This window comes from Asprobacillus argus (genome assembly GCF_032248395.1).
Lineage (GTDB): Bacteria > Bacteroidota > Bacteroidia > Flavobacteriales > Flavobacteriaceae > Polaribacter > Polaribacter argus.
Window position 1 is genome coordinate 407,779 of record NZ_JAVTTO010000002.1, and the last position, 24,384, is coordinate 432,162.

The following is a 24,384-nucleotide window of genomic DNA, read 5'->3' on the forward strand; positions in this document are numbered from 1 at the left end:
AGGACTTATTTTTTAATGATGAATGAACTGATCATATACTTATTAATCACGGTAATAGCCATTTTATTAGGAATATTTATAGGTGGTTTACTTTCTAAGGTGAAATCTGAAGGACTAGAAGAACGTAATAGAACCTTGCAGGAAGTCAATGAAAAGTCGGAAAGGACCATTAATGAATTGCAAGATGAGATTAAAGGAATACAATCGATTAAAGAAGAGTTGGTTATTGAGAATACACGCCAGGATGGCCAGTTGCAGAATTTACGATTGAAATATGAAGAGAATCAAAAAGACGTTGAAAAACTACAGGAAAAATTCACGAAGGAGTTCGAAAATCTGGCAAATAAGATCTTAGAAGAGAAATCAACCAAGTTTACCGAAAAGAATAAAGAGAACTTGGCTTCTATTTTAAATCCTTTAAAAGAAAAGATCGAAGGGTTCGAGAAAAAAGTAGAGACGACGCACAAGGAAAGTATCGATTATCATGCCGCTTTACGTCAGCAAATCTTAGGATTAAAAGAGATCAATGCTCAAATGAGTAAAGAAACGTTAAACCTAACAAAGGCGTTAAAAGGAGACAGTAAAGCGCAAGGAAACTGGGGCGAGCTAGTTTTGGAACGTGTATTAGAAAAGTCTGGCTTGGAGAAAGATAGAGAGTATTTTGTACAGCAAAGCTTTACCAATGAAGAAGGTAAGAGAATTTTGCCAGATGTTGTGATTCATCTTCCCGATAACAAAAAAATGATCGTAGATTCTAAGGTGTCATTAACAGCTTATGAGAGGTACGTTAATTCGGATGATGAAACTGAAAAGACCCAATTTATAAAAGAACACGTAACTTCATTAAAGAGGCATGTAGAGGACCTGAGTGATAAAAAGTATGAGGATATCTATGAAATTGATTCTCCAGATTTTGTACTGTTATTTGTCCCTATAGAACCTGCATTTGCACTTGCGTTGAATACAGATGAGAATTTATACAGTAAAGCTTTTGAAAAAAATATAGTAATTGTAACTCCAACAACATTGCTTGCTACGCTGCGAACAATAGACACCATGTGGAATAACGAAAAGCAGCAAAAAAATGCGATTGAAATTGCTAGACAAGCTGGTGCTTTATACGATAAATTTGAAGGATTTATTTCTGACTTAATGCGGGTAGGTAAAAAAATGGATGATGCCAAGAAAGATTATTCAGCAGCCATGAATAAATTGGTTGATGGAAAAGGTAATTTAATTATAAGCATAGAAAAACTTAAAAAGATGGGAGCTAAAGCCAAGAAATCCTTACCAGAGAGTATTGTTGAAAGGGCTTCCGACGATTAATTTCGAATCAATTTGATAGTCGAAGATGCAGTTCCAACTGTTATTTTAGCAAAGTAAACTCCTGAACGTAATCTATTTAAATCTATCGTATTCATTTCAGTTACCTTGTCTTCGGATAGCAATAATCTTCCTGAAACATCGTACACTCTTAACTGTTTTATAATAGCACTTTCATTCATTCTAATGTTGAAAACACCTGTACTACTAGGGTTAGGATATACATTGAAATCTACTTTATGTTCTTCTGAAGTACGTAATACCCCATTTCCTTCCTGAATCGTAATGCCTTGGTTTACAGGAATATTGGTAATAGTTTCTGTCTGTCCTGAGTGATTCCAAATTATTTTAATCTCATCAATAATTGTGGCTGTTCCCACCCCAACAAATTCCGACATTGAATTCTGTCCTAAATATCCTTCACCGCATAATGTATATCTATATTGAGTCTTTCCGTTTGCCGTAATTTCAATTCTATTTCCTACGCCATCTTTGTTGCCCGTAATACCTTCCAATTTTATCTTGATCCAATTATTATTATGAACAGATTGATTCTCCCAAACATAGTAATTAGCGTTTTCATTCATAACCGCAATATCAGGAGCTCCATCATTATTGAAGTCACCAATAGCATTGCTATAACTAGAATTCCCTTCACTATCAAAACCTATACCTGTTGGTATACTAAATACATTACTCCCATTGTTATGGTAAAAAGCAGAAGATAAAAAGCTCATATTAGACCCGTCCATGCTTCCGCTTACATACAGGTCTAGACTACTATCTAGATCCGCATCTAAGAAAACAGCTCCCCATGCGGTGCTACTAAAAATGGTACCTGAAGAAGTAGCCACATCAGTAAAGGTACCGTCTCCATTATTTTTAAAAAGCACATTACCATTTGGAGTATTGGTAATATACATATCGAACCACCCATCATTGTTATAATCGCCTATTGTAGTAGACATGGCATCAATACTAATGTCGGTACCACTGGCAGTGGAAACGTCATCAAAAGTTCCATCATTATTGTTCTTATAGAACCTGTTTTGATTGGTGAATTTGTCATTTGCAACATAAATGTCTTGATCACCATCATTATCATAGTCAAAGAAAGCAGCACAAAAAGATTGTTCTGGACTAATGTTGATTCCTGCGGCCACTGTAATATCGACAAATGTTCCGTTATCATTTCTATACAGGTAATTCCGTTGTTCTACCGTAATGCCCCTATTTGTAATGAATAGATCTAAATCTCCATCTTTATCGATATCACCAAAACATGCCCCGAATGTGTTCAAATCCTCTGTAAAAAGACCACTACTACTTGTAACATCGGTGAAACTAAGACTCCCGTCGTTTTGATAGAGTTTGTTAGGGCCATTGGTACTAGTCACAAAGAAATCTAGATCCCCATCGTTGTCATAATCTACCCATAATAATTGCTTTGACTCTGTAGATTGATCTATACCTGGAAGTGATATTTTGGTAAACACTACACCATCATTCCTGAAAAAATGTATTTTTTCGGTCGATTCCGTTGCAAAAGTAAGGTCATCTTTGCCATCTTGATCGAAATCAACAAAAGAAACGCCTCCGCCGTGAAAACTATTAATGCCAAAACTATAGCCAACACCTATTGTACTGGCCTGATCAAGAAAAGAAAGTTGAGCCCATGAAATAGTAGACATGGTAAGTGCTAAAACAAACAAGGCTCTCTTCATAATATGTAATTAGTTAGTTAGAATTACATTTTCAGAGCAGTTTTTATTCCAGGAATAAAGGTCGATGACTCATAAAGTCGTGAACCTTTGTTGCAATTTTAGACAAAATTTCTTCATTTTCAAAATTTTGAATCACTTCATCTATAAATTCTACTACAGTGACCATATCCTTTTCTTGTAAACCCCTTGTGGTAACGGCGGGAGTACCTACTCTAATTCCAGACGTAATAAAAGGTGATTTATCATCAAAAGGAACCATATTCTTGTTTACGGTGATTTCTGCCTTACCTAAAGCTGCTTCAGCTTCTTTACCTGTAATGTTCTTATTTCTAAGATCAATAAGCATCATATGATTATCAGTTCCTCCAGAAATCAATTCATATCCTCTCTCTACAAAAGCTTCGGCCATGGCTGCAGCATTCTTTTTAACCTGTACTTGATAATGTAAAAACTCATCGGTTAATGCTTCTCCAAAAGCAATTGCTTTTGCTGCAATAATATGTTCTAATGGTCCACCCTGGTTTCCTGGGAATACTGCACCATTTAAAATAGTGGACATTTTCTTTAACTTTCCACTCTTCAATTTTTGACCGAAAGGGTTTTCAAAATCTTTCCCCATCATAATCAATCCTCCTCGTGGACCTCTCAATGTTTTATGTGTGGTAGTCGTAACAATATGGCAATGTGGTAGAGGATCATTTAAAATACCTTTAGCAATCATTCCCGATGGGTGCGATATATCTGCTAATAATAATGCGTTTACACTATCTGCTATTGCTCTAAAGCGTTTAAAGTCGATATCTCTAGAGTAAGCAGATGCACCGGCAATAATCATTTTGGGTTGTTCCTTTTCTGCGATCTCCTGAATTTTATCATAATTTAATACACCTGTCTCTTTTTCTACACCATAAAAACTAGGGGTATATAATTTACCAGAAAAATTCACTGGTGATCCATGTGTTAAATGCCCTCCATGAGAAAGATCGAAACCTAAAATTTTATCTCCTGGTTCCAAACAAGCAGCAAAGACAGCAGTATTTGCTTGCGAGCCTGAATGAGGTTGTACATTTACATAAGCTGCACCATATAGTTCTTTAGCACGATCAATGGCAATTTGTTCAACAATATCCACTACTTCACAACCTCCATAATAACGTTTATTGGGGTAGCCTTCAGCATATTTGTTGGTTAGAACAGAACCTGCAGCTTCCATTACCTGATCACTTACATAGTTCTCTGAAGCAATTAGCTCAAGCCCATTTGTTTGTCTTTCTTTTTCGTCTTGTATTAAATCAAAAATTTGAGAATCTCGTTGCATTGTTAAAGTTTAATTAAGAAACCCAAAAGTAGTGAAAAATCATTTTTATAATTATATCTTTCTACTATATTTGATAAAAATTAAAGACATACTTCTCAATGAAAATAACTGCCAATAACCCCAAAAGAAAATCATGGTTAAAAACCGATGTAGATTCTGACTTTCCTATTCAAAACATACCCTTTGGAGTATTTATTACCAAAGATGATATTATTACTATTGGAAGTAGGATTGGAGATTACGCCATTGATTTGGGGGCACTACATCAATTAGGATATTTTGATGGAATCCCTTTAACAGATGATATTTTTCTACAGGATAATTTGAATGATTTTATTGCTGATGGTCGAAAAACATGGCGATTGGTTAGAAATCGTATTGCAGATATATTTGATGTAAAGAACGGAAAGTTAAGAGATAATGCAGAGCATAAGGATAAGGTGATTTTTAGAATGGATGAAGTTGAAATGTTACTACCAGTTAGTGTTGGTGACTATACTGATTTCTATGCGAGTAAGGAACATGCTACTAATGTTGGAAGTTTATTTAGAGACCCTGAGAATGCATTGATGCCAAATTGGGTACATATTCCTATTGGTTATCATGGAAGAAGCTCTTCTATTATACCGTCGGGAACACCTATAAGAAGACCTTTTGGTCAGACAAAACCTGCTGAAGGTTCTAATACGCCAGGTTTTGGACCTTCTAAATTGTTAGATTTTGAATTGGAGATGGCATTTATAACCACTGCTTCAAATAACTTAGGAGAACGTATCCCTGTTGAAGAGGCGGAAGAGTATATTTTCGGATTAGTGCAGTTTAATGATTGGTCGGCTAGAGACATCCAGGCATGGGAGTATGTTCCTTTGGGGCCATTTTTAGGAAAAAGTTTTGCTTCTACGATATCGCCATGGATCGTTACATTAGATGCATTGGAGCCTTTTAGAGTGGATAACCCAGAACAAGATCCTAAACCACTACCCTACTTGCAATATGAAGGAAAAGGTAGTTTTGATATTAATTTACAAGTGGGAATACAACCAGAAGGTGAAAAAGAAACAGTAGTAGCCAATTCAAATTTTAAATATATGTATTGGACAATGGCACAACAGTTGGCACATCATACGGTGAATGGCTGTCCTGTGAATTCTGGTGATATGATGGGAAGTGGAACCATCTCTGGTCCTACCAAAGATAGCTATGGTTCTATGTTGGAGCTAACATGGAGAGGGCAAAACCCGTTAAAGTTAAACGACGGAACCGAAAGAAAATTTATCAATGATAATGATACGGTAGTCATGAGAGCTTATTGTGAAAACAATGAGATTCGAATAGGGTTTGGAGAATGTACTGGCAAAATTTTACCGGCAAAATAATAGTATGCAAAAAGCTTAAAACCTCGTTATTATGATAACGAGGTTTTTTTATGCTCTTTTCCAAAATATCATATATGCCAATCCAATAAGGACTAATAAGGAACAAGCAAATAGTATTGTTGGAATTCGAGACATAATATTCATATAGTACCAACCTGAAAATAAAGCCCCTAAGCCAATACCAGCTTCCAAAGCAATATACATGGTGGCAATCGATTTACCCTTTGTATTAGGATTGCTCAAATCTATGGTCCATGCATTAATAGTTGGTGATAGAATTCCCATAGCAAATCCATAAAAAACAGCACCCACTAAAAACCCATTCATAGTATCGAAAACACCAATGAGTAGTAGAGAAAAAATTAAGATGAGTAACCCTATGTTAATCACTACTTTTCGACCGTAAATATCAGAAGCTTTTCCAGCTATAACTCTTATAAATACTGAAGAAATAGTAAATGCTATAAAAAAGGTGCCCTTATTTACGAATCCTAGATGTTCACTCCAATCTGGGATTAATGTTAGAATAATTCCAAACCCTAAATAACTAAGAAAAGTAATGATTGCAGCCGGAATAGCCTCTTTAGCAATCACTTCATTCTTTGATATTCTGAGAATGGACCATTTAAAAGAAGCCTGGTTACTTAGTGTCTCTTGTATTCTAAGTACTAGAATAATGGAAATTAATGCCATTGCTGAAGAGCAATAAAACAGCACGTCATATGATGCAAATAGCTTTATATAACTCCCTAAAGCCGGGCCTAAAGCTAATCCAGTACTAAAACAAATTCCTTGAATACCCATAGCCTCTCCAAGTCTACTTTTCGGAATGACGTCAGAAACATATGCTGCGATCGCTGTCGGGCTAAAACCTGTCGAAAACCCATGAACAAGTCGTATGAATAAAAAACCAGAAACACTAGTGAGTATGGGATAAAAGATCCCAGAGATAACGCAAACAACGGCTCCAATAATCATTACTGGTTTTCTGCCAATCGTATCCGATAGTTTCCCGCTAAAAGGTCTGGAAAGCCCAGCTGTTAATGTAAATAAAGAAATGATAAGCCCCTTATACTCTGCTCCTCCTAGGCTACTTAAGTAGTTAGGTAGTTCGGGAATTAACATATTATAACTTGCGGAGAATAGTAATGAGCTAATGCACACCAAAATGAAACCTGTAGTGTATATTGACTTTTTTCGGTTCATTTATGAAACATTAAAGAACTGGTTGATCTGGTTTTTGGAATACTCCCAAACTACTGAAGAACCTTGTTCTATTATTTTTGTTTTGTTTATTACTTTTTCATGCTTAACTTGATGTTCTGCCCAAGTACCTCCGCTGTTAGAAATATTCTGTAAAACGGGTTCAAAACGATCCATTGCTTTAGCGAATCTAGCTTCATTTGTCTTACCTTCTTCGAACTCCAACCAAACTTCTATAAATTCTTGAGCTTGTTCTTCTGGAAGCAGACCAAAGATTCTCTTGGCGGCCTTTAACTCCTCTAGAGTATTAGTATGATCTTTTGTGGTATCAAAAATAAAAACATCACCAGCGTCTATTTCTACAATGTCATGGATCAATACCATTTTTAACACTTTCAACATATCGATATTGTTATTTGAATGATCTCCTAAAACTAATACCATCATTGCTAAATGCCAACTGTGTTCTGCATCATTTTCGTTTCTGTCACTATTAAATAATTTTGATTTTCGCTGAATGTATTTTAGTTTATCTATTTCTTTAATGAACTCGATCTGTTTCAAGAGTTTTTCCATTTCTAGTGCGATTGTGATTAATTTTTTAGCTTTACCAACACAAAGGACTTATTTATTTTAGTTGTTGAAAAGGACATTTGTCCCAATTCATAAAAAATGATCAGAACACATATAGAATTGTTGGAATATATAGAAGCATTGAATGCTAAAGGGCTTGATTATTTTAAAGAAGAAACTTTTGAACCTAAGCAAGTGATCATTGAGGAAAATAAGAGATATTCCTATGTATATATTATAAAAAAAGGAATTACAAAAGTGTACCTATCTGATGAAAACGGAAAAGACTTTATTCAAGAATTCTTAAGTGAAGGAATGGAGTTTGGGGAGCTCGAAGTTTTTAGTGGTAAGCCGAGTTTCTGCCGTATTGAATCTATCACCAATGTAATCATATACAAGATATCGTACACCCATTTTAATAGACTGTTAGAAACAGATAAGCATTTCAATAGGTTGGTTCTTAAAGGAATGGCGAAAAAGATTAGTTATAAAGCTCCAAGGCATTCCTATCAGCATTCCTACCCTATAGAAGATAACATAGTAAAGCTTAAAGAGATGTACCCTGAGATTGAAAAGGTAATCACAAAAAAAGACATCGCTAGCTACCTCGGTATTACTTTACGCAGTTTAAATAGAACGCTAAGTGATATCAATCACAAAGATGCTAAGTAATAGAGTTTTTACATTAAATCGATGGTGGTAATATCGTAATGCGAAGCATTTGCAACCGCTATTCCATTTTTAATAATCAAAAGTTGTGGAGATTCATGTCGTACTTGAAACGCATACCCTACTTCATCAGAGATACTTCTATAATTCAAAAGATCTAAGTAATATACTTTTAGGTCTTTCAAATCGTCCGTAAACTTTTTCTCAAATTGTTTGATAACCATTCTGCTTATACCACATCTGGTGGAATGCTTGAAGATCAATATAGTTTCGGATTTCGACTGCTCTTTAATGGAATCTATTTGGTCCATGGAATTCAAAGAAATCCAATTGACATTGCTCTTCACTTCTTTTTGTTCATTTCCGCCAAATAATGATTTGAGAATACCCATGTTTTTATTGTTTCAGTCGTAAACTATATGACACCTTTCAAAAGTAAAAACTTAAGATCTGTACAGCAAACTATTATTGGTTTTCTTTATGATAATAGTTAAAATGCTATTCTCCTGATAATAAGTTGATAATGCAATCATTTTAGTACATTTGAGAAAGCCTTTAACTCTTCCATATGAAAACTAAGCCATTTTATAAGTCAGCTTTATTCTTGTTGCTTTCCTTTTTTTTAATGACTTCTTCTTTATTTGCTCAAGAAATTTCACAGGACAATTACAAGGAAAAGTACAAAGAAGCCGTTGGCTTTATTAGAAAAGAGAACTTAGAAAAAGGGAGTAACCTTACGTATAAACTTATAGACTACTTAAGAGAAAACAGAGATATTTATGCTGATAGTACCGATATTTTATTGTCAAAAAACTATTGGAACTTAACAAACCTTTATCTATGGAAAAATCAAGAGTTGAGTTTAAAATATGCCGACTCAACAATTACCATTGCTTTGAGAACAAATAGCCCAGGAATCAAACAAAGGGCCTATTCTATAAAGTACTACTGTCTATATGATGTAAAAGGCTATGAGAAAACCTTAGATTTTTTAGCAAATGAGTGTATTAAATACTCCTTATTGGCAAATAACAATAAAATGCTGGGAGAATCGTACATGCACAAATGCAATTCTATGGTAATGCTAGGAAAAGCAAGTGAGGCTACCTCTTTTTGCAATCAAGCTGTTGATGTATTTAAAAACGTAAATGACGAAGGGTATTTAGCTTCTGTTTATAATAATATAGGAAATGTATTTACTAAAAAGAAAGAAACTAGAAGAGCACTAGAATTTTATGAAAAATCCCATGAAATCGCCTTGCGAATCCAGCCAGCTATTGAAATCTCAAAATCAGCTCGAAATATTGCTGAAAAAAATGAAGAGCTAAGAAATTTCAAGAAAGCAGCTACATTTTATAAAACATATGGCGATAGTTTGGAATCCCATATGAATAAGGTCATTGATTCAAAATTTGCAGAAGCTGAATCAAAATATCAGGTAGAGCAAAAAGACAAAGAAATTGCTCAACAAGAACTTGAAATTGAGCAACAGAAGAATACTCGAAATCTTTATATAATAATCAGTTTGATTATTTTCATTGTTGTATTTATTTACTTGCAAAAACGGTTTAATAAACAAAAAAGACAGAAACTAATCATAGAAAATAGCCTGGAAAAAGAGCAGGAAATTAATGTAATGCGTGCTAAGTTTTTAGGAAACATATCTCACGAAATTCGAACTCCATTAACGCTAATCTCAGGAAATATCCAAATGGCTCTTGAAGAAATTGGAGAAAATAAGAAACTTAAAGAACACCTTGATAATGCACTTTTGAATAGTAAAAAGGTCATTGATGATGCCAATGAGATCCTACATATTTTGAAGTTCGACAAAAGTAAACAAGAGGTTTATTATCGTTCTGTGAGCATCGTAAAATTTAGTAAACGCATTTTTTTATCCTTTGAATCAGCAGCAAAGGCAAAAGAGATTACTTTAGAATATAAAACTAATGTAACATCGGAAGTTGAAGTGCAAATTGATTCCGATAAGGTAGAGCGTATTTTAAACAATCTTATTACGAATGCTATTAAGTTTAGTTCAAGTACTAGTAGCATCATTTGTTCATTAGCCTTAACTGATGATCAATTGGAAATATCAATACAAGATTTTGGTATTGGTATATCTATCGAAGAAAAAAATAAGGTGTTTGAACGATTTTATCAGTCGAAAACTTCTAAATCTGTGGGAGGTATCGGTATTGGACTTGCGTTAAGCAAAGAGTTTGCTGAACTTATGAATGGAGATATTACAGTTTCTAGCACTTTGAACAAGGGAAGTTCCTTCACTCTCAAGCTGCCTTATATCCAAACAACTTCAAAAGCAAACCCTCAAGAGTCTACCGTGATCACGCATCCAAGCAAGCAAGATGTTGATCGAACTATAAAAGCAGCTAAAATACTCATTGTTGAAGATAACGTTGAAATGAATAATTTTCTGAAGGATATTTTCAAAGACATGTATGATTGCTCAGTAGCTTTTGATGGAAAAGAAGCCTATGACAGAATTTTAAAGGAAGATTTTGATTTGATAACTTCTGATGTGATGATGCCTCGAGTTGATGGTTTTGAACTGAGGGAACTCCTAAATCAAATTCCCGAAAAAAAGGACATTCCTTTTATTTTAATTACAGCAAAAAGTTTAGAGGTCGATAAACTAAAAGGATTTCAACTAGGTATCAATGATTACATTATTAAGCCTTTTAACAAAAATGAACTCTTGGCTAGAGTGCGAAACTTGATAGAAAACAATAAAGTTAAAAAAGAATGGCATGCTAAGCATCAAGATCTATTTGAAAAAGATGCTTCTTTTGATGTTAAGCTACTAGAAAAAGTTCAAAAAATTGTGGCAAGTAATATTATGAATGAAGATTTTAAAGTTGACGTCATAGCTAAAGAGATTGGCTATAGTCAACGACAGCTTTCTCGCTTATTAAAACAGTATACTGGAATGTCTCCAGTCAAATTTATTCTAGAAATAAGACTTCAAAAGGCATATCAACTTCTAAAAGATAAAACGCATAAAACGTTGGCTGAAGTAAAATATAATATAGGGATTTCTTCTACCCCGTATTTTAACTCAAAATTCAAACAACGGTTTGGAGTTAAACCTAGTGAGTTTATTGATAAAGAATAAAAAAATGCACCAAACTTGTTTGATGCATTCTGCACTATAGAATGTACTATGAAGTGCCCCCCAACATATATTACTCTTTGATAAATTTCTTTATAGCTATTTCTCCCAAATCGGATTTTATATGTAGGAAGTAAAGTCCACTGGCCAATGATCTTACATCAGTCATATTATTTTTTGTGATAGCGATCCTTTTACCTGTCGAGCTAAAAATGGTCATGCTCTTAATAGACGTATGTGCACTTAATTGTAAGTTAAGCTGGTTTTTAACGGGATTTGGATATAGCACTACTTGAGATTCAAAATCATGATCCTTAACAGATAAGGTACATGATGTCGTGTATGTTCCATTAGCATTCCAGCCTGCTTGATTTTGAGCATAATTGACGTCATCAACACAAACAGAACCTAAGTTGGTATTATTTGTGGCTATAAGTGTGGTTAAGATGGTGTTTGCTCCATTTTTAATGTTTAAGGATGTCATCATACTATTAAAGTCGACTTCTACAAAAGTAAGTTTGGCATTATTAGAAAAGTCTAGTATGGTTACGTTTGAATGTCTTACAACTACTTCTTTTAGATTTGTATTATTAGAAAAATCTAATGTTGTGAGTGGAGTTGAATTTGAAACTCCGACACTATTGGCATCCAAATCTTCAAGAGCGATTAAAGTTGATAACGAAAGGCTATTTAATCCGGCCTCACGAACACTAAGTACTTTTAATGCTGTATTGTTCCCAAAAGTCAATGTAGTTAAGGCAAAACATTCTGATAACGATAACGTTTCCAATAAAACATTCGTTGAGACATCTAAAGAAGTTAAGATTGTGTTTGCGCCTAAATTAAGCGTAACCAATTTAGTAAGGGCCGAAACATCAATAGAGCTTACATCATTAAACCTACCATCAAAGCCAGTAATATTTATGAAGGCCTCTATTCCTGTGTAATTTGATATACTTTGAGACATAACATCGATTGTACCAGTAAATGCTGCTGCTTCAGATACCTGTATTTCACTATCACTATTCGTATTAATATTTGAATCGCCAACCAAAGCTGCCTTAAAGTTGGCATCAGGGATATTGACATTTTGAGAAAGAACAGTCAATGCTGTCAATCCCATGATGATAAGAATGTAGTATTTTTTCATGATATTTTTTGTTAATTAAGGTTTGTGTAAATGTATTTACAAGTAGCGCTAGGTAACATTCTTATTTTAGACAATTAGTTTCTCTTTTTGGTACTCGTCTTTACAGGAACTTTGATAAAACAAGTCATAAAGTCAGTATTAATAAGGGTTTTACAGACATTTTGACGGTTTTGGTCATTGAATTACAAATGGTATTCCTTTTGACTGTATATGGTTGTAAATAAATTGAATTATGAATTTTAATAACTATACAACAAAATCACAAGAGACCATTCAGCAAGCACAACAGCTTGCCCAAGGGTTCGGACATAATCAAATAGAAAATGAGCATATCTTTAAAGCAATTACTATTGTAGATGAGAACGTGTTACCTTTCCTATTAAAGAAACTAGGTATTAGCATTGAATTGGTTCAACAGCTTTTAGATAAGCAATTGGAAAGCTTTTCTAAAGTATCAGGTTCAGAATTAATGATCTCTAGAGAGGCAGGAAAAACATTGAATGAAGCTTCTATCATTGCAAAAAAGATGAATGATGAGTATGTTTCTATTGAGCATTTGATCATTGCCATTTTTAAATCTAAAAGCGCTATTTCACAAATCTTAAAGGATCAAGGAATCCAATTAAAAGAATTGGAAAATGCAATCCAAGAATTGAGAAAAGGAAACAATGTAACCTCTCAAAGTGCTGAAGAAACATACAATGCTTTAAGTAAGTATGCAAATGATCTGAACAATCTCGCAAAAGAAGGAAAATTAGATCCCGTAATTGGTAGAGATGAAGAAATACGTAGGTTATTACAAATACTGTCCAGACGTACTAAGAACAATCCTATTCTAGTGGGTGAGCCAGGAACTGGTAAAACGGCTATTGCAGAAGGACTAGCGCATCGTATAATACGTGGAGACGTTCCTGAGAATTTAAAAGAAAAACAAGTTTTCTCGTTAGATATGGGGGCATTAATTGCAGGAGCGAAGTATAAAGGTGAATTTGAAGAACGTTTAAAATCTGTCATTAAAGAAGTGACCACTTCTGACGGAGATATTGTTCTCTTTATTGATGAAATACATACGCTAGTTGGTGCTGGAGGAGGTCAGGGAGCAATGGACGCCGCGAACATTCTAAAACCAGCACTTGCTCGTGGTGAGCTTAGAGCAATTGGAGCCACTACCCTAGATGAATATCAGAAATATTTTGAAAAAGATAAAGCATTGGAAAGACGTTTTCAAAAGGTATTGGTAGATGAACCCGATACGGAAAGTGCTATTTCTATCTTAAGAGGTATAAAAGAAAAATACGAAACACATCACAAGGTTCGCATTAAGGACAATGCGATTATAGGTGCGGTTGAATTATCACAGCGATATATTACCAATAGATTTTTACCAGACAAGGCTATTGATCTAATGGATGAAGCGGCTTCTAAACTAAGAATGGAAATCAATTCCAAACCAGAAGAATTAGATGTTTTAGACAGAAAGATCATGCAGCTGGAGATTGAAATAGAAGCAATTAAAAGAGAAAATGATGCAAATAAGCTGAAATCATTGAATGCAGATCTCGCTGATTTTAAAGAAGAACGAAACGAAATCAATGCGAAGTGGCAATCGGAGAAAACCATTGTTGATGCTATTCAAAACCTGAAAACAGCTATAGAAAATTATAAACGAGAAGCGGATCAAGCGGAACGTGATGGGGATTATGGTAAAGTAGCGGAGTTGCGCTATGGAAAGATTAAAGATGCTCAAGAACAATTAGAGAAAGAGCAGAAACAATTAGAAAATCAACAAGAAAATGCGTTGATTAAAGAAGAAGTTACTTTTGAGGATATTGCAGAAGTAGTTGCCAAATGGACAGGTATCCCTGTCACTAAAATGGTGCAGTCAGAACGAGAGAAATTGTTGCATTTAGAAGATCAATTGCATAAAAGAGTGATTGGACAAAACGAGGCTATCGAAGCCGTTGCAGATGCTGTAAGACGTTCTAAGTCTGGTTTACAGAATTCTGAAAAACCAATTGGATCATTCCTCTTTTTAGGTACCACCGGTGTGGGTAAAACAGAATTGGCTAAAACATTGGCAGCATATTTATTTGATGATGAGAGCGCCATGACAAGAATCGACATGAGCGAATATCAAGAACGTCATTCCGTGAGTAGATTGGTTGGTGCACCTCCAGGCTATGTGGGTTATGATGAAGGTGGTCAATTAACTGAAGCAGTTAGAAGAAAACCTTACTCTGTTGTACTTCTAGATGAAATTGAAAAAGCTCACCCCGATACGTTTAATGTATTACTTCAAGTGTTGGATGAAGGAAGACTTACCGATAATAAAGGAAGAGTGGCAGATTTTAGAAATTCAATTATCATAATGACTTCTAATATGGGAAGTCACATTATTCAAGAAAAATTTGATAACCTTAAAGGAGACATCGCTACAAGTATGGAGTTGGCCAAATCTGAGGTATTAGGTTTATTAAAACAATCTGTACGACCTGAATTTTTGAACAGAATTGACGATGTGATCATGTTTACACCTTTGACACAAGATGACATTGAGAAGGTTGTTGAGATTCAATTAGGAAATGTAAAACGTATGATTGCGGAGCAAGACATCACTTTAGATGCTACGTCAGAAGCTATTATGTACTTAGCACGTAAAGGGTATCAACCAGAATATGGTGCAAGACCTGTGAAAAGAGTAATACAAAAAGAGGTGCTCAATACTCTTTCTAAAGAGATTCTTTCTGGTAAAATTACTACGGATAGTATTATATTATTAGATTGTTTTGATGAGGAACTAGTATTTAGAAATCAAACCGAGTTAGTATAAAGTAAATGCCCATTGTTAGTACGATGGGTTTTTTTTTGAAAAGTTATTATACCAATCGGTATATTTTTATATATTTGTATAACTATGTCCAAGGCAGAAGACACAAAAAGATATATTATAGAGGTAGCAGCTCCTATTTTTAATAAACATGGGTATGCGGCGACAACTATGAGTCAACTTACCAAAGCTACAAAGTTGACTAAAGGTGCTATTTATGGAAATTTCAAAAATAAAGAAGAGCTAGCAATTAAAGCATTCGATTATAATGTGGCGTTGCTTATTGGTGCAATTCGAAGAAGAACAAACCAATCTAGTACTGCTTTAGAACGACTGAATGCTATCGTAGATTTCTACCGTGATTATTATAGTTACAGTAAGAAATTTGGTGGTTGCCCTGTCCTGAATGTGGGTGTAGATGCGAATAATCAAAATACGTTGTTGTTGGAAAATGTTAGGAAAACAATTAAAACGCTTCAAGGATATGTTGAGAAAATCATAGAGAAAGGAGTTCAGAAAGGTGAGTTTAAAGCTACTACAGATCCTAAAGCCTGGGCCGTTAGAATTGACACTATGATTCAGGGAGCAACGTTCATCACCTATACCATGGATAATGAAGTTTATATGAAAAACACAATGGATCAGATAGCGATAATGATCACAAATGAATTAATACAATAATTTTTTTAACTTAGAATATACCGATTGGTATAATAAATATTATGAAACTACCAAAAACACTATCGAGCAAAGCAGTAATACGATTTCAGGATTGCGACCCTTTTAACCACTTAAATAATGGGAACTATATCAACTATTTTATGAATCATCGAGAAGATAAGTTAGTAGATGATTATAAAATAGATGTATATAAAATGGCTAAGGAACAAGGTAAAAGTTGGGTTTCCGGAAGTAACCAAATAGCTTACCTCCGCCCTGCCCTAACAATGGAAATTGTATATATTGAATCTCAATTGATTCGATATACAGATTCAGAGCTATATGTGGAGATGAGAATGTACAATGAAAACAAGACAGAATTAAAATCAGTCATATGGTCAAGTTTTGTTCATTTCAACTTATTGAAACAGAAAAGAGATTATCATAACGCTACTCTTATGGAGTTATTTGAAAATGTAAACACTCCATTAAACACGAATATATTTGAAGAACGCATTAAGGATATAAAGGCTAAAATGTATCATACTATAAATTGACTTGTTAACTACTTACATTTTTGTTCTTTTGAAAGCGATCGTATTTATGATCGCTTTCTTTTATATATCTTAGTGCTCTAAATATATTTATTATGAAAAAAATCGTATGCTTAGCTATTATTATTCTTAGCTCTTTATCAACCTTTGCACAAGAAGAAGTAACGACGTATTACTTCATTCGTCATGCCGAAAAAGTGAGAACTGACAAGGCTAATAGAAACCCTGACTTGAACATTAAAGGATTAAAAAGAGCAAAAAAATGGAGCGAAGTATTTACTAATGTGAAATTCAATGCAGTCTACTCAACAGATTATAATCGAACAAAACAAACCGCCAAGCCTACCGCTGATGCTAATGGCTTACCTGTTTTATTATACAATCCAAGAAAGATGTATGATGAGGCTTTTCAAGCAAATACTAAAGGAAAGACGGTATTAGTCGTAGGACATAGCAATACAACTCCTTTCTTTGCCAATATGGTGATCGGTAATGCCGTGTACAAGCAAATTGATGATTCCAACAATTCCAATTTATATATCGTTACTGTCACAAAGGATAAGAAAACGCATTCGTTATTAAAGATTGACTGATTTCTTTAAGTCAGATCAGAATACAAAATAGTTATTACCCATTGGTAATAACTATTTTTTTTGTCAGTATTGCTCCATTAGAAAATATCTTTAAGAGGTAAATTCCAGATGATAAATTGGCAATATCAAGTTGTTTTGTATGTTGATACACAGATAACTTTTTACCTAAAAGCGAATAAATTTCTGTTCGCTGAATCTCTTTTCCAGTCTTTATATTGATTAAATCTGTTGCGGGATTTGGATAGATTTGTACATCGAAATCGTTGCTTACAGTCTCTGTGCTTAACGTACTACAAGGAGTAAGATCCGGGTTCCCTTCTATAGGTAACCCTGGAGAAACATCTCTTCCTGAAAAAGCACCATAGGTCTTCGCATATTTTGTTGCTCTAAATGTGAGATTTGTAGATGCAGTTTCCGTCTGATTAAAAATAGTTCCTGTATTATTGCTCATAGGGTTTACATATTCCCAAACAATTTGATCAGTTGCATTTAATTCAAAAAATCGACCGTTAATACCTTGACATACGAGGATATTTCCATTAGGTAATCTTTGCGCTCCACTTACAATAGGCGAATAAAAATCTGATGGATCATTTGTTTGATCAGAATATGAATAATCCTCAGCAATAGGACCATAAGCTGTATTCGCAAAATATTCATATACTCCAGGACTTGTTGTTGGAGGATTAAAGATCAAGACTTCAGAAAACACGGGTGTTCTACCATTACCATTATTGAATACCATAATTTTACCAGCATCGACCAATCCATCTTCAATAAAATGAGGAAAGTGCTGACCAAATAATTTTCTATCTGTTTCTGTTCCCTGACCATAAGATTGTGGATTCCCCCATCTATATAAAAGATCTCCTCCTTTACCATAGGTTCCTCCAGAACCTGTAGCTGATTCTGCCGTTGTTGTGGAATGATCAATAATCCACATTTCACTTAAATTTCTTGAGCTTAATACAATTTGATTGAGATTATCATTGTATTGTATGGAATTGATATGTAGCCAGTTGGCTCCACCACCTCCATCATTCACGAAGTTTATATCGAGCTTCTCAGGATGATCGGCAATTACACCAAAATTATCCTTTGTATTATCAAAATCTTGAATTAAATGGTCTTTGATATTCCATTCCCAAACGATATTTCCTTGATCTGAACCAACAGGCTCTACCTCAATAATCTGCTCGTTATACAGCTCATTATCTGTTAATAGACTTGGGTCTCTACCTGCTTGTAATGCTTCTGCTTCGGTCATTACCGTAGCCGCTAGTATTAATACATTCCCATTTGGCATTGGAAATACATCATGATGTTGTCGCATCTGATTATCATTATACTCAAATTGCCATAACAGATTACCATCCCAATCAAATAATTCAACAACTCCTCCAGAACCTCCAAAGCTGATGGTACTTTGGCCATCTTTCCTACCTGCTCTCAATAAATTGCCATTTGGAAGCAAATACACAGCATTACCTGGAGGAAATTCACTGGTCCATTCATTAATTTTCTCTCCACAGTTATTGATCAAAAATGATTTTTTATGAACAGAAAACAAGGTAAAACCATCATATACTTCGTTAGTTGCAGAAATAATTCCAACTGTATTCTGGGCAAAAACCGTTGACGAAATGAATAACGAAATCAGGAGTAATTTTTTTATCATATGTTTTATTTATCGATATAATGTAATCAATTCGGCGAAACAATAATTTTCTTCATGACAGCTACTTCATCAGAAAATATTTTTAACAGATAGATGCCATGCTTTAAAGAAGAGACATCGACTTGTTTCGAATTCTTAAAGGTAAGTACATTTTCACCTAAAAGCGTATAGATTTCTACTTTTTGAATGTTTTGAGTAGTTTCTATGGTAACAACATCATCTGATGGATTAGGATATACACGAGCAGTGTTTAATACATGTTGATCTGTACTAAGTGCATTACAAGGAGTCAGATCGGGATTACCTTCTATAGGCTGTCCAGGACTTACATCTTTGCCAGAAAAAGCAGCATATGATTTTGAATACTTTAAAGCACGAAAAACAATATTACTTGGAGAAGCACTTTGTGTTTGATTTGCCGTAATTCCGGAGTTGTTATCTACAGGGTTAATGTAATCCCATACAACTTCTTCACTAGCATTAATTTCAAAGAAGTGACCTTCCCTACCTTCACAAATCAAGATATTTCCATTAGGTAACCGTTGTGCACCACTCACGATCCCTGAGTAGAAATCGGAAGGATCATTGGTCATATCTGCGTAAATATAATCGGGTGCAGCAGGTCCGTACGCCGTGTTAGTCGTATAACTATAGACTCCTGGTGCGCTAGTAGGTGGATCGATAATAAATACTTCCGAAAATAACGGCATACGCCCATTTCCATTATTGAATATCATCATCTTTCCTGCATCGACCAATCCATTTTCAATATAGTGTGGATAATGTTGACCGAATAACTGCCTATCAGCTTCAACCCCTTGATCGTATGACTGTGGATTTCCCCATCGATACAGAAAATCGCCACCTTTTCCATAGATTCCACCAGAACCTGTTGCTGCTTCTGCAGTTGTGGTTGAGTGATCTATAATCCATACTTCGCTTAAGTTTCTGGAACTAATAACAATTTGGTCTAAAGTTTCATCATATTGAATTGAGTTTACATGTAGCCAATTTGCACCTCCTGTTCCTCCATTAAGAAAGTTAAAATCTAATTTCTCTGGATGGTCAGCCACCACTCCATAATTATCTTTAGTATTGTCAAAGTCCTGAATTAAATGATCTTTAGCATTCCACTCCCAAACCACGTTTACCTGATTACTTCCTACTGGTTCAACTTCGAAAATACGTTCGTTGTACACTTCATTATCTGGAAGTAAGGAGGTGTCGCGTCCTGCTTGAATTGCTTCTGATTGCGACATCACTGTGGCGGCTAATATTAGTACATTTCCATTCGGCATTGGATAGACATCATGATGTTGCCTATATTGATCCGTGTTATATTCGTATTGCCATAGTAAATTACCATCCCAATCGAACAGTTCTATAATACCACCTGTTCCCCCAAAATTTATTTGACTTTGGCCATCTCTCTTTCCTGCTCTTAATAAGTTTCCATTTGGTAATAAATAGACTGCATTTCCCGGTGTAAAGGCACTTGTCCATTCATGAACCACTTGTCCGCAGTTATCTATTAAATACGATTTTGTATGTATTGAAAATAATGTAAAGCCGTCGTAAGCCTCATTAGTTACAGAGATTGTTCCAACTGTATTTTGTCCAAAAATAGTAGCTGAAACAAATAATGAAATCAGGAATAATCTTCTTATCATTTGATCCAGGGTGTTATAGTCAACTACAAATCTAAATATTTATAGGATAAAATCTATTTTTTTAACGTAACATTTATATTCTCTAAATTGATTTCTGATAACTTAATAAGGTCTCCATTAATAAATTCTTGATCTAACTCTGAAACCTTAAGTGCGCTATTTTTTGATTTGTAATTTGCATGGTTCACAAAACGAATACCCGTAACTGTTGTTTCTTTAATTACCTCTCTAAATCGCACTCCACCTCCATTTACATGAAACTCATACGCCATATAGTCTATGTTAAAATCCTTTTTTTCAACCCAATAAACAAATACATCTTCATAATCTATTCCACCGCCTTCTTGTCTAAATGTAATTTCAATTTTATAATATGTCTTCCCTTTTATGTTTACCTCTTTGAGCAGTTTTTTCTGAACCGCCTTATCATTTAAACCATATGGCAATACGGCAAAATAATGCACTGAATTTATTGATTCGCTATACTTTAGTGCCATGGAATCTGAGACTTGAACAGGCTTATTATTTATAGAACGTTTAAAACCATCGTTAGATAAGACATCTTTAGTAACACTATCTCCTTTTCTAGTAATTCTTTCTAATGAAAAAAGACCATGATGTCTATTGGCTATATAGGTTCTTTCTCTAAAATTGAAAGAAACTTTAGCATTGGAGATTAAATTGGCGTTTGAAGCAACTATAGATCTATCTATGATTTCTTGCGCGGTTAGGTCCTTTTTAGGAGTCGTACAACTGCTAATAATGATGATACTTAGAAGGATATATAGATTCCTCATCTCGTTTATTGACATATGTCGTTTTAAGTGTATAAAATTACAAGAAAGGAGTATATTTTCTTATAATTGTTTGTTAATAATTCTAAGGATACTTGATTCGATAAAAAGGGGGGTAAATATCATTATATTTGCATGTCATATGCAGAAAAATATAAACATACAGAATAAGAAAGCTCGTTTTGAATATGAGATAATCGACAAATTAGTGGCAGGAATTCAGTTAACCGGAACGGAGATTAAATCGATACGTTTAAGCAAAGCTAGAATAACTGAGAGTTTTTGTGAGTTCAATGAAAGAGGCGAGTTATTTGTTATTAACATGTATATAGAAGAATATATGTATGGGCATCAGTTCAACCATAAACCTACCAGTGAGCGAAGATTATTACTAAATAAAAGAGAACTCAAAAGTTTGAAGAAGGATGTGGAAGCTAAAGGAAATACGATAGTTCCTCTTCGTTTATTCATTAATGAAAAGGGATATGCAAAACTAGAAATTGCACTGGCGAAAGGAAAAAAACTTCACGATAAGAGAGAAACAATGAAAGATAGAGATACGAAAAGAGATCTCGCAAGGATTAAAAAGAATTATAATTAATGCCATCTTTTTTTAAGCTTATACGGTATCAAAACCTGTTAATGATCTTGTTAACGATGTGTTTGATACGTTACGCCGTACTCCCTTTTTTTCTTAAAGAAACAGAATTATCAATTACCTGGTTTGTGTACTTAATACTTGCCGTTATCTGTATAACAGCAGGCGGATATGTCATTAACGATATACTCGATGTTGAAGCCGATAAGATCAATAAACCAAACAAGGTTTATATTGAACGTTCTGTTTCACAAAAACGTGCAAAATTGTACTACATTCTTTTAACTGGATTAGGCATGGCATTCGGAACGTATTTATCATTTATGGTTGGGAATGTGGTATTGTCACTTTTCTTTAGTATCACTGCGATGCTATTATTCTTGTATACTCGATTTTTTAAAAGAATACTATTACTAGGGAATATACTTATAAGTGTATTGGTAAGTCTTCCTATTTTTATGATGTACATTTTTGAGACCATTGAAACTCCGCAGTATGCCAATTTTTTTGAGCTTCTAGGCGGAATATTCAGCTCTATAGGGATGTATGTTACTGTACTTTACTATATGTTCTTTTCTTTTTTAAGCACGTTAATACGGGAATTGATCAAGGACATAGAGGATATAAATGGGGATCATCAAATGAAAATGAAAACGTTACCTATTGTCTTTGGCATAAGAAGAGCACGAAATCTAACCATCACCTTGTCTATTACCTTTATTATGAGTCTTATACTTATCAGTCAAGTTTTTGTTGGTAATACTGATTTCTTTGTCTTAGGTATTTATAATTATGTGTTTTTAGTATTACCTCTGCTCTATTTTATGTATGTATTATGGAATGCTAAAACGCCTAAACAGTTTTCGTTTCTGAGCAATTATATGAAATGGATCATGTTATTTGGTATTCTATCGATGCTGATATTTAAATTTTAAACCATGTTACGAGAAAAACTTTCAGAATATTCTATAATACTAGCTTCAGGTTCGCCAAGAAGACAACAGTTCTTTAAAGATTTGGATATTCCCTTTTCAATTCAATTAAAGGAAGTAGAAGAAATATACCCAGAAGATTTGATGGCTGAAGAGATTACGGATTACTTAGCTCGATTAAAGTCTCAACAATTTACAGAGATTCAAGATAACGAAGTTGTTATTACATCAGATACGATTGTTTGGTTAAATGAAAGAGCACTTGGGAAACCAAAAAATTATAATGACGCTTTTTTGATGCTACAATCCTTATCTGGTCGGAGTCATGATGTGTACACATCTATTTGCATTAAAACCAAGAATAATGAAAAGGTCATAAGCGACTGCACAAAGGTCTATTTTAAGGAATTATCTGATAAAGAAATACATTATTACTTAAAAGAATACAAACCTTTTGATAAAGCTGGAAGCTATGGGATACAGGATTGGATAGGTTTAATAGGAATTGATAAGATTGAAGGAAGCTACTTTAATGTTATGGGATTACCTGTTCATAAATTGTATAAAGAATTGATGAAATTATAAATAAAAAGCTTGAAGAAAAGTTTATTTTTACAGGCAAATTCAACACAACAAACATATAATGAAAAAATACACGTATACAGAAAAGAAGGATACTAGATCTGGTTTTGGAGATGGACTAACTGAATTAGGGAAAACTAACCCAAATGTTGTAGCTCTATGTGCAGATTTAACGGGTTCTTTAAAGATGAATGCTTTTGAGAATAACCACCCAGAACGTTTCTTTCAAGTTGGAATTGCCGAGGCTAATATGATGGGAATTGCAGCCGGAATGACCATTGGTGGTAAAATACCATTTACGGGAACATTCGCTAATTTCTCTACTGGTAGAGTGTACGATCAAATAAGACAATCTATAGCATATTCTGGAAAGAATGTGAAAATTTGTGCTTCTCATGCAGGATTAACCCTTGGCGAAGATGGAGCTACACACCAAATATTAGAAGATATAGGTCTTATGAAAATGCTTCCAGGTATGACTGTAATCAATACATGTGATTATAATCAAACAAAGGCAGCAACCATTGCTATTGCGGATCACGATGGACCTGTTTATTTACGATTTGGTAGACCAAAAGTTCCTGTATTTATGCCAACAGATCAACCTTTCGAGATTGGAAAAGGGATTTTGTTATCTGAAGGTTCTGATGTGACTATTGTGGCTACGGGGCATTTGGTTTGGGAATCTTTATTAGCAGCTGAGCAATTAGAAGCGAAAGGGATTAGTGCTGAAGTTATTAATATTCATACGATTAAGCCATTAGATGAAGCCCTTATTTTGCAATCCGTAGCAAAGACAGGTTGTGTTGTTACTGCGGAAGAGCATAATAAGTTTGGTGGTTTAGGGGAAAGTGTTGCAAGATGTTTAACTCAAAACAATCCAACTCCACAAGAATTTGTAGCAGTCAATGATTCTTTTGGAGAATCTGCTACTCCTGCTCAATTGATGGAGAAATACAATATTAATGATGCTGCTGTCGTTGCTGCTGTAGAAAAAGTTTTAAAAAGAAAATAACCTTTTCTCTTTCTA

At 34.3% G+C, this 24,384-nt stretch carries 21 protein-coding genes; 12 read left to right on the forward strand and 9 right to left on the reverse strand.

All coding sequences use genetic code 11. The features are described 5' to 3' along the window. Positions 1-18 precede the first annotated feature (18 nt). A complete protein-coding gene (locus RQM59_RS05565; protein ID WP_349241460.1) occupies positions 19-1,326 on the forward strand; it encodes a DNA recombination protein RmuC in 1,308 nt (435 codons plus the stop codon). Here the strand turns inward: RQM59_RS05565 and RQM59_RS05570 are convergent. Both RQM59_RS05570 and glyA read right to left on the reverse strand, forming a co-directional pair. Continuing rightward, positions 1,323-3,047, reverse strand: a complete 1,725-nt coding sequence (locus RQM59_RS05570) for an FG-GAP-like repeat-containing protein (RefSeq protein ID WP_349241094.1) — start codon at positions 3,045-3,047, stop codon at positions 1,323-1,325. The genes RQM59_RS05565 and RQM59_RS05570 overlap by 4 nt on opposite strands. Before the next feature lie 43 nt (positions 3,048-3,090). Next, entirely contained in the window at positions 3,091-4,365 is a 1,275-nt protein-coding gene (gene glyA, locus RQM59_RS05575) for a serine hydroxymethyltransferase (RefSeq protein ID WP_349241095.1), read from the reverse strand. A gap of 98 nt (positions 4,366-4,463) precedes the next feature. Here glyA and fahA point away from each other — a divergent pair, with 98 nt between their 5' ends. After that, on the forward strand, positions 4,464-5,741 hold the full coding sequence (gene fahA, locus RQM59_RS05580) for a fumarylacetoacetase (protein ID WP_349241096.1): 1,278 nt from the start codon (positions 4,464-4,466) through the stop codon (positions 5,739-5,741). 48 nt (positions 5,742-5,789) lie between these two features. Here fahA and RQM59_RS05585 read toward each other — a convergent pair whose 3' ends face one another. Together RQM59_RS05585 and RQM59_RS05590 are read right to left on the reverse strand one after the other, a co-directional pair. Further along, positions 5,790-6,947, reverse strand: coding sequence for an MFS transporter (locus RQM59_RS05585; protein WP_349241097.1), 1,158 nt, complete (start codon positions 6,945-6,947; stop codon positions 5,790-5,792). Beyond that, a complete protein-coding gene (locus RQM59_RS05590; protein ID WP_349241098.1) occupies positions 6,948-7,520 on the reverse strand; it encodes an HD domain-containing protein in 573 nt (190 codons plus the stop codon). It abuts the gene before it with no gap. Between the two features lie 96 nt (positions 7,521-7,616). On the opposite strand from RQM59_RS05590, the gene RQM59_RS05595 reads away from it, so the two are divergent. Then, complete coding sequence (locus RQM59_RS05595) at positions 7,617-8,189, forward strand: Crp/Fnr family transcriptional regulator (RefSeq protein WP_349241099.1); 573 nt, start codon at positions 7,617-7,619, stop codon at positions 8,187-8,189. Positions 8,190-8,197: 8 nt separating this feature from the next. Here the strand turns inward: RQM59_RS05595 and ytxJ are convergent, their stop codons facing one another. After that, the gene (ytxJ, locus tag RQM59_RS05600; RefSeq protein ID WP_349241100.1) at positions 8,198-8,578 is read right to left on the reverse strand and encodes a bacillithiol system redox-active protein YtxJ; all 381 of its coding nucleotides are present in this window, start codon (positions 8,576-8,578) and stop codon (positions 8,198-8,200) included. A 176-nt stretch (positions 8,579-8,754) separates the two neighbouring features. Between ytxJ and RQM59_RS05605 the strand changes: the two genes are divergently transcribed. Continuing rightward, positions 8,755-11,319, forward strand: coding sequence for an ATP-binding protein (locus RQM59_RS05605; RefSeq protein ID WP_349241101.1), 2,565 nt, complete (start codon positions 8,755-8,757; stop codon positions 11,317-11,319). Positions 11,320-11,389: 70 nt separating this feature from the next. Here RQM59_RS05605 and RQM59_RS05610 read toward each other — a convergent pair whose 3' ends face one another. Next, a complete protein-coding gene (locus tag RQM59_RS05610; RefSeq protein ID WP_349241102.1) occupies positions 11,390-12,466 on the reverse strand; it encodes a T9SS type A sorting domain-containing protein in 1,077 nt (358 codons plus the stop codon). A gap of 232 nt (positions 12,467-12,698) precedes the next feature. Here RQM59_RS05610 and clpB point away from each other — a divergent pair, with 232 nt between their 5' ends. The 4 genes from clpB (at position 12,699) to RQM59_RS05630 (ending at position 17,100) form a co-directional block, all read left to right on the forward strand. Beyond that, complete coding sequence (clpB, locus tag RQM59_RS05615; RefSeq protein ID WP_349241103.1) at positions 12,699-15,296, forward strand: ATP-dependent chaperone ClpB; 2,598 nt, start codon at positions 12,699-12,701, stop codon at positions 15,294-15,296. A gap of 84 nt (positions 15,297-15,380) precedes the next feature. Continuing rightward, on the forward strand, positions 15,381-15,974 hold the full coding sequence (locus RQM59_RS05620) for a TetR/AcrR family transcriptional regulator (protein ID WP_349241104.1): 594 nt from the start codon (positions 15,381-15,383) through the stop codon (positions 15,972-15,974). A gap of 41 nt (positions 15,975-16,015) precedes the next feature. After that, positions 16,016-16,510, forward strand: a complete 495-nt coding sequence (locus tag RQM59_RS05625; RefSeq protein WP_349241105.1) for an acyl-CoA thioesterase — start codon at positions 16,016-16,018, stop codon at positions 16,508-16,510. A 92-nt stretch (positions 16,511-16,602) separates the two neighbouring features. Continuing rightward, positions 16,603-17,100 carry a SixA phosphatase family protein gene (locus RQM59_RS05630; protein WP_349241106.1) on the forward strand — a complete coding sequence of 166 codons (498 nt, stop codon included), beginning with the start codon at positions 16,603-16,605 and terminating at the stop codon, positions 17,098-17,100. Between the two features lie 34 nt (positions 17,101-17,134). Here RQM59_RS05630 and RQM59_RS05635 read toward each other — a convergent pair whose 3' ends face one another. The 3 genes from RQM59_RS05635 to RQM59_RS05645 are packed head-to-tail and all read right to left on the reverse strand — an operon-like array spanning position 17,135 to position 21,260. Continuing rightward, positions 17,135-18,778 (reverse strand): aryl-sulfate sulfotransferase, encoded by a 1,644-nt coding sequence (locus RQM59_RS05635; RefSeq protein ID WP_349241107.1) that lies wholly within the window; start codon positions 18,776-18,778, stop codon positions 17,135-17,137. 26 nt (positions 18,779-18,804) lie between these two features. Further along, on the reverse strand, positions 18,805-20,448 hold the full coding sequence (locus RQM59_RS05640) for an aryl-sulfate sulfotransferase (RefSeq protein WP_349241108.1): 1,644 nt from the start codon (positions 20,446-20,448) through the stop codon (positions 18,805-18,807). Between the two features lie 53 nt (positions 20,449-20,501). Continuing rightward, positions 20,502-21,260 carry a DUF6503 family protein gene (locus tag RQM59_RS05645; protein WP_349241109.1) on the reverse strand — a complete coding sequence of 253 codons (759 nt, stop codon included), beginning with the start codon at positions 21,258-21,260 and terminating at the stop codon, positions 20,502-20,504. Between the two features lie 124 nt (positions 21,261-21,384). On the opposite strand from RQM59_RS05645, the gene smpB reads away from it, so the two are divergent. Genes smpB through RQM59_RS05665 form a run of 4 tightly spaced genes read left to right on the forward strand, consistent with a single transcriptional unit; the run spans position 21,385 to position 24,369 of the window. After that, a complete protein-coding gene (smpB, locus tag RQM59_RS05650; RefSeq protein WP_349241110.1) occupies positions 21,385-21,843 on the forward strand; it encodes an SsrA-binding protein SmpB in 459 nt (152 codons plus the stop codon). Between the two features lie 41 nt (positions 21,844-21,884). After that, positions 21,885-22,775, forward strand: coding sequence for a geranylgeranylglycerol-phosphate geranylgeranyltransferase (locus RQM59_RS05655; protein ID WP_349241111.1), 891 nt, complete (start codon positions 21,885-21,887; stop codon positions 22,773-22,775). A 3-nt stretch (positions 22,776-22,778) separates the two neighbouring features. Further along, on the forward strand, positions 22,779-23,357 hold the full coding sequence (locus tag RQM59_RS05660) for a Maf family nucleotide pyrophosphatase (protein ID WP_349241112.1): 579 nt from the start codon (positions 22,779-22,781) through the stop codon (positions 23,355-23,357). 58 nt (positions 23,358-23,415) lie between these two features. Continuing rightward, positions 23,416-24,369 (forward strand): transketolase family protein, encoded by a 954-nt coding sequence (locus RQM59_RS05665; protein ID WP_349241113.1) that lies wholly within the window; start codon positions 23,416-23,418, stop codon positions 24,367-24,369. Positions 24,370-24,384: the final 15 nt, after the last annotated feature.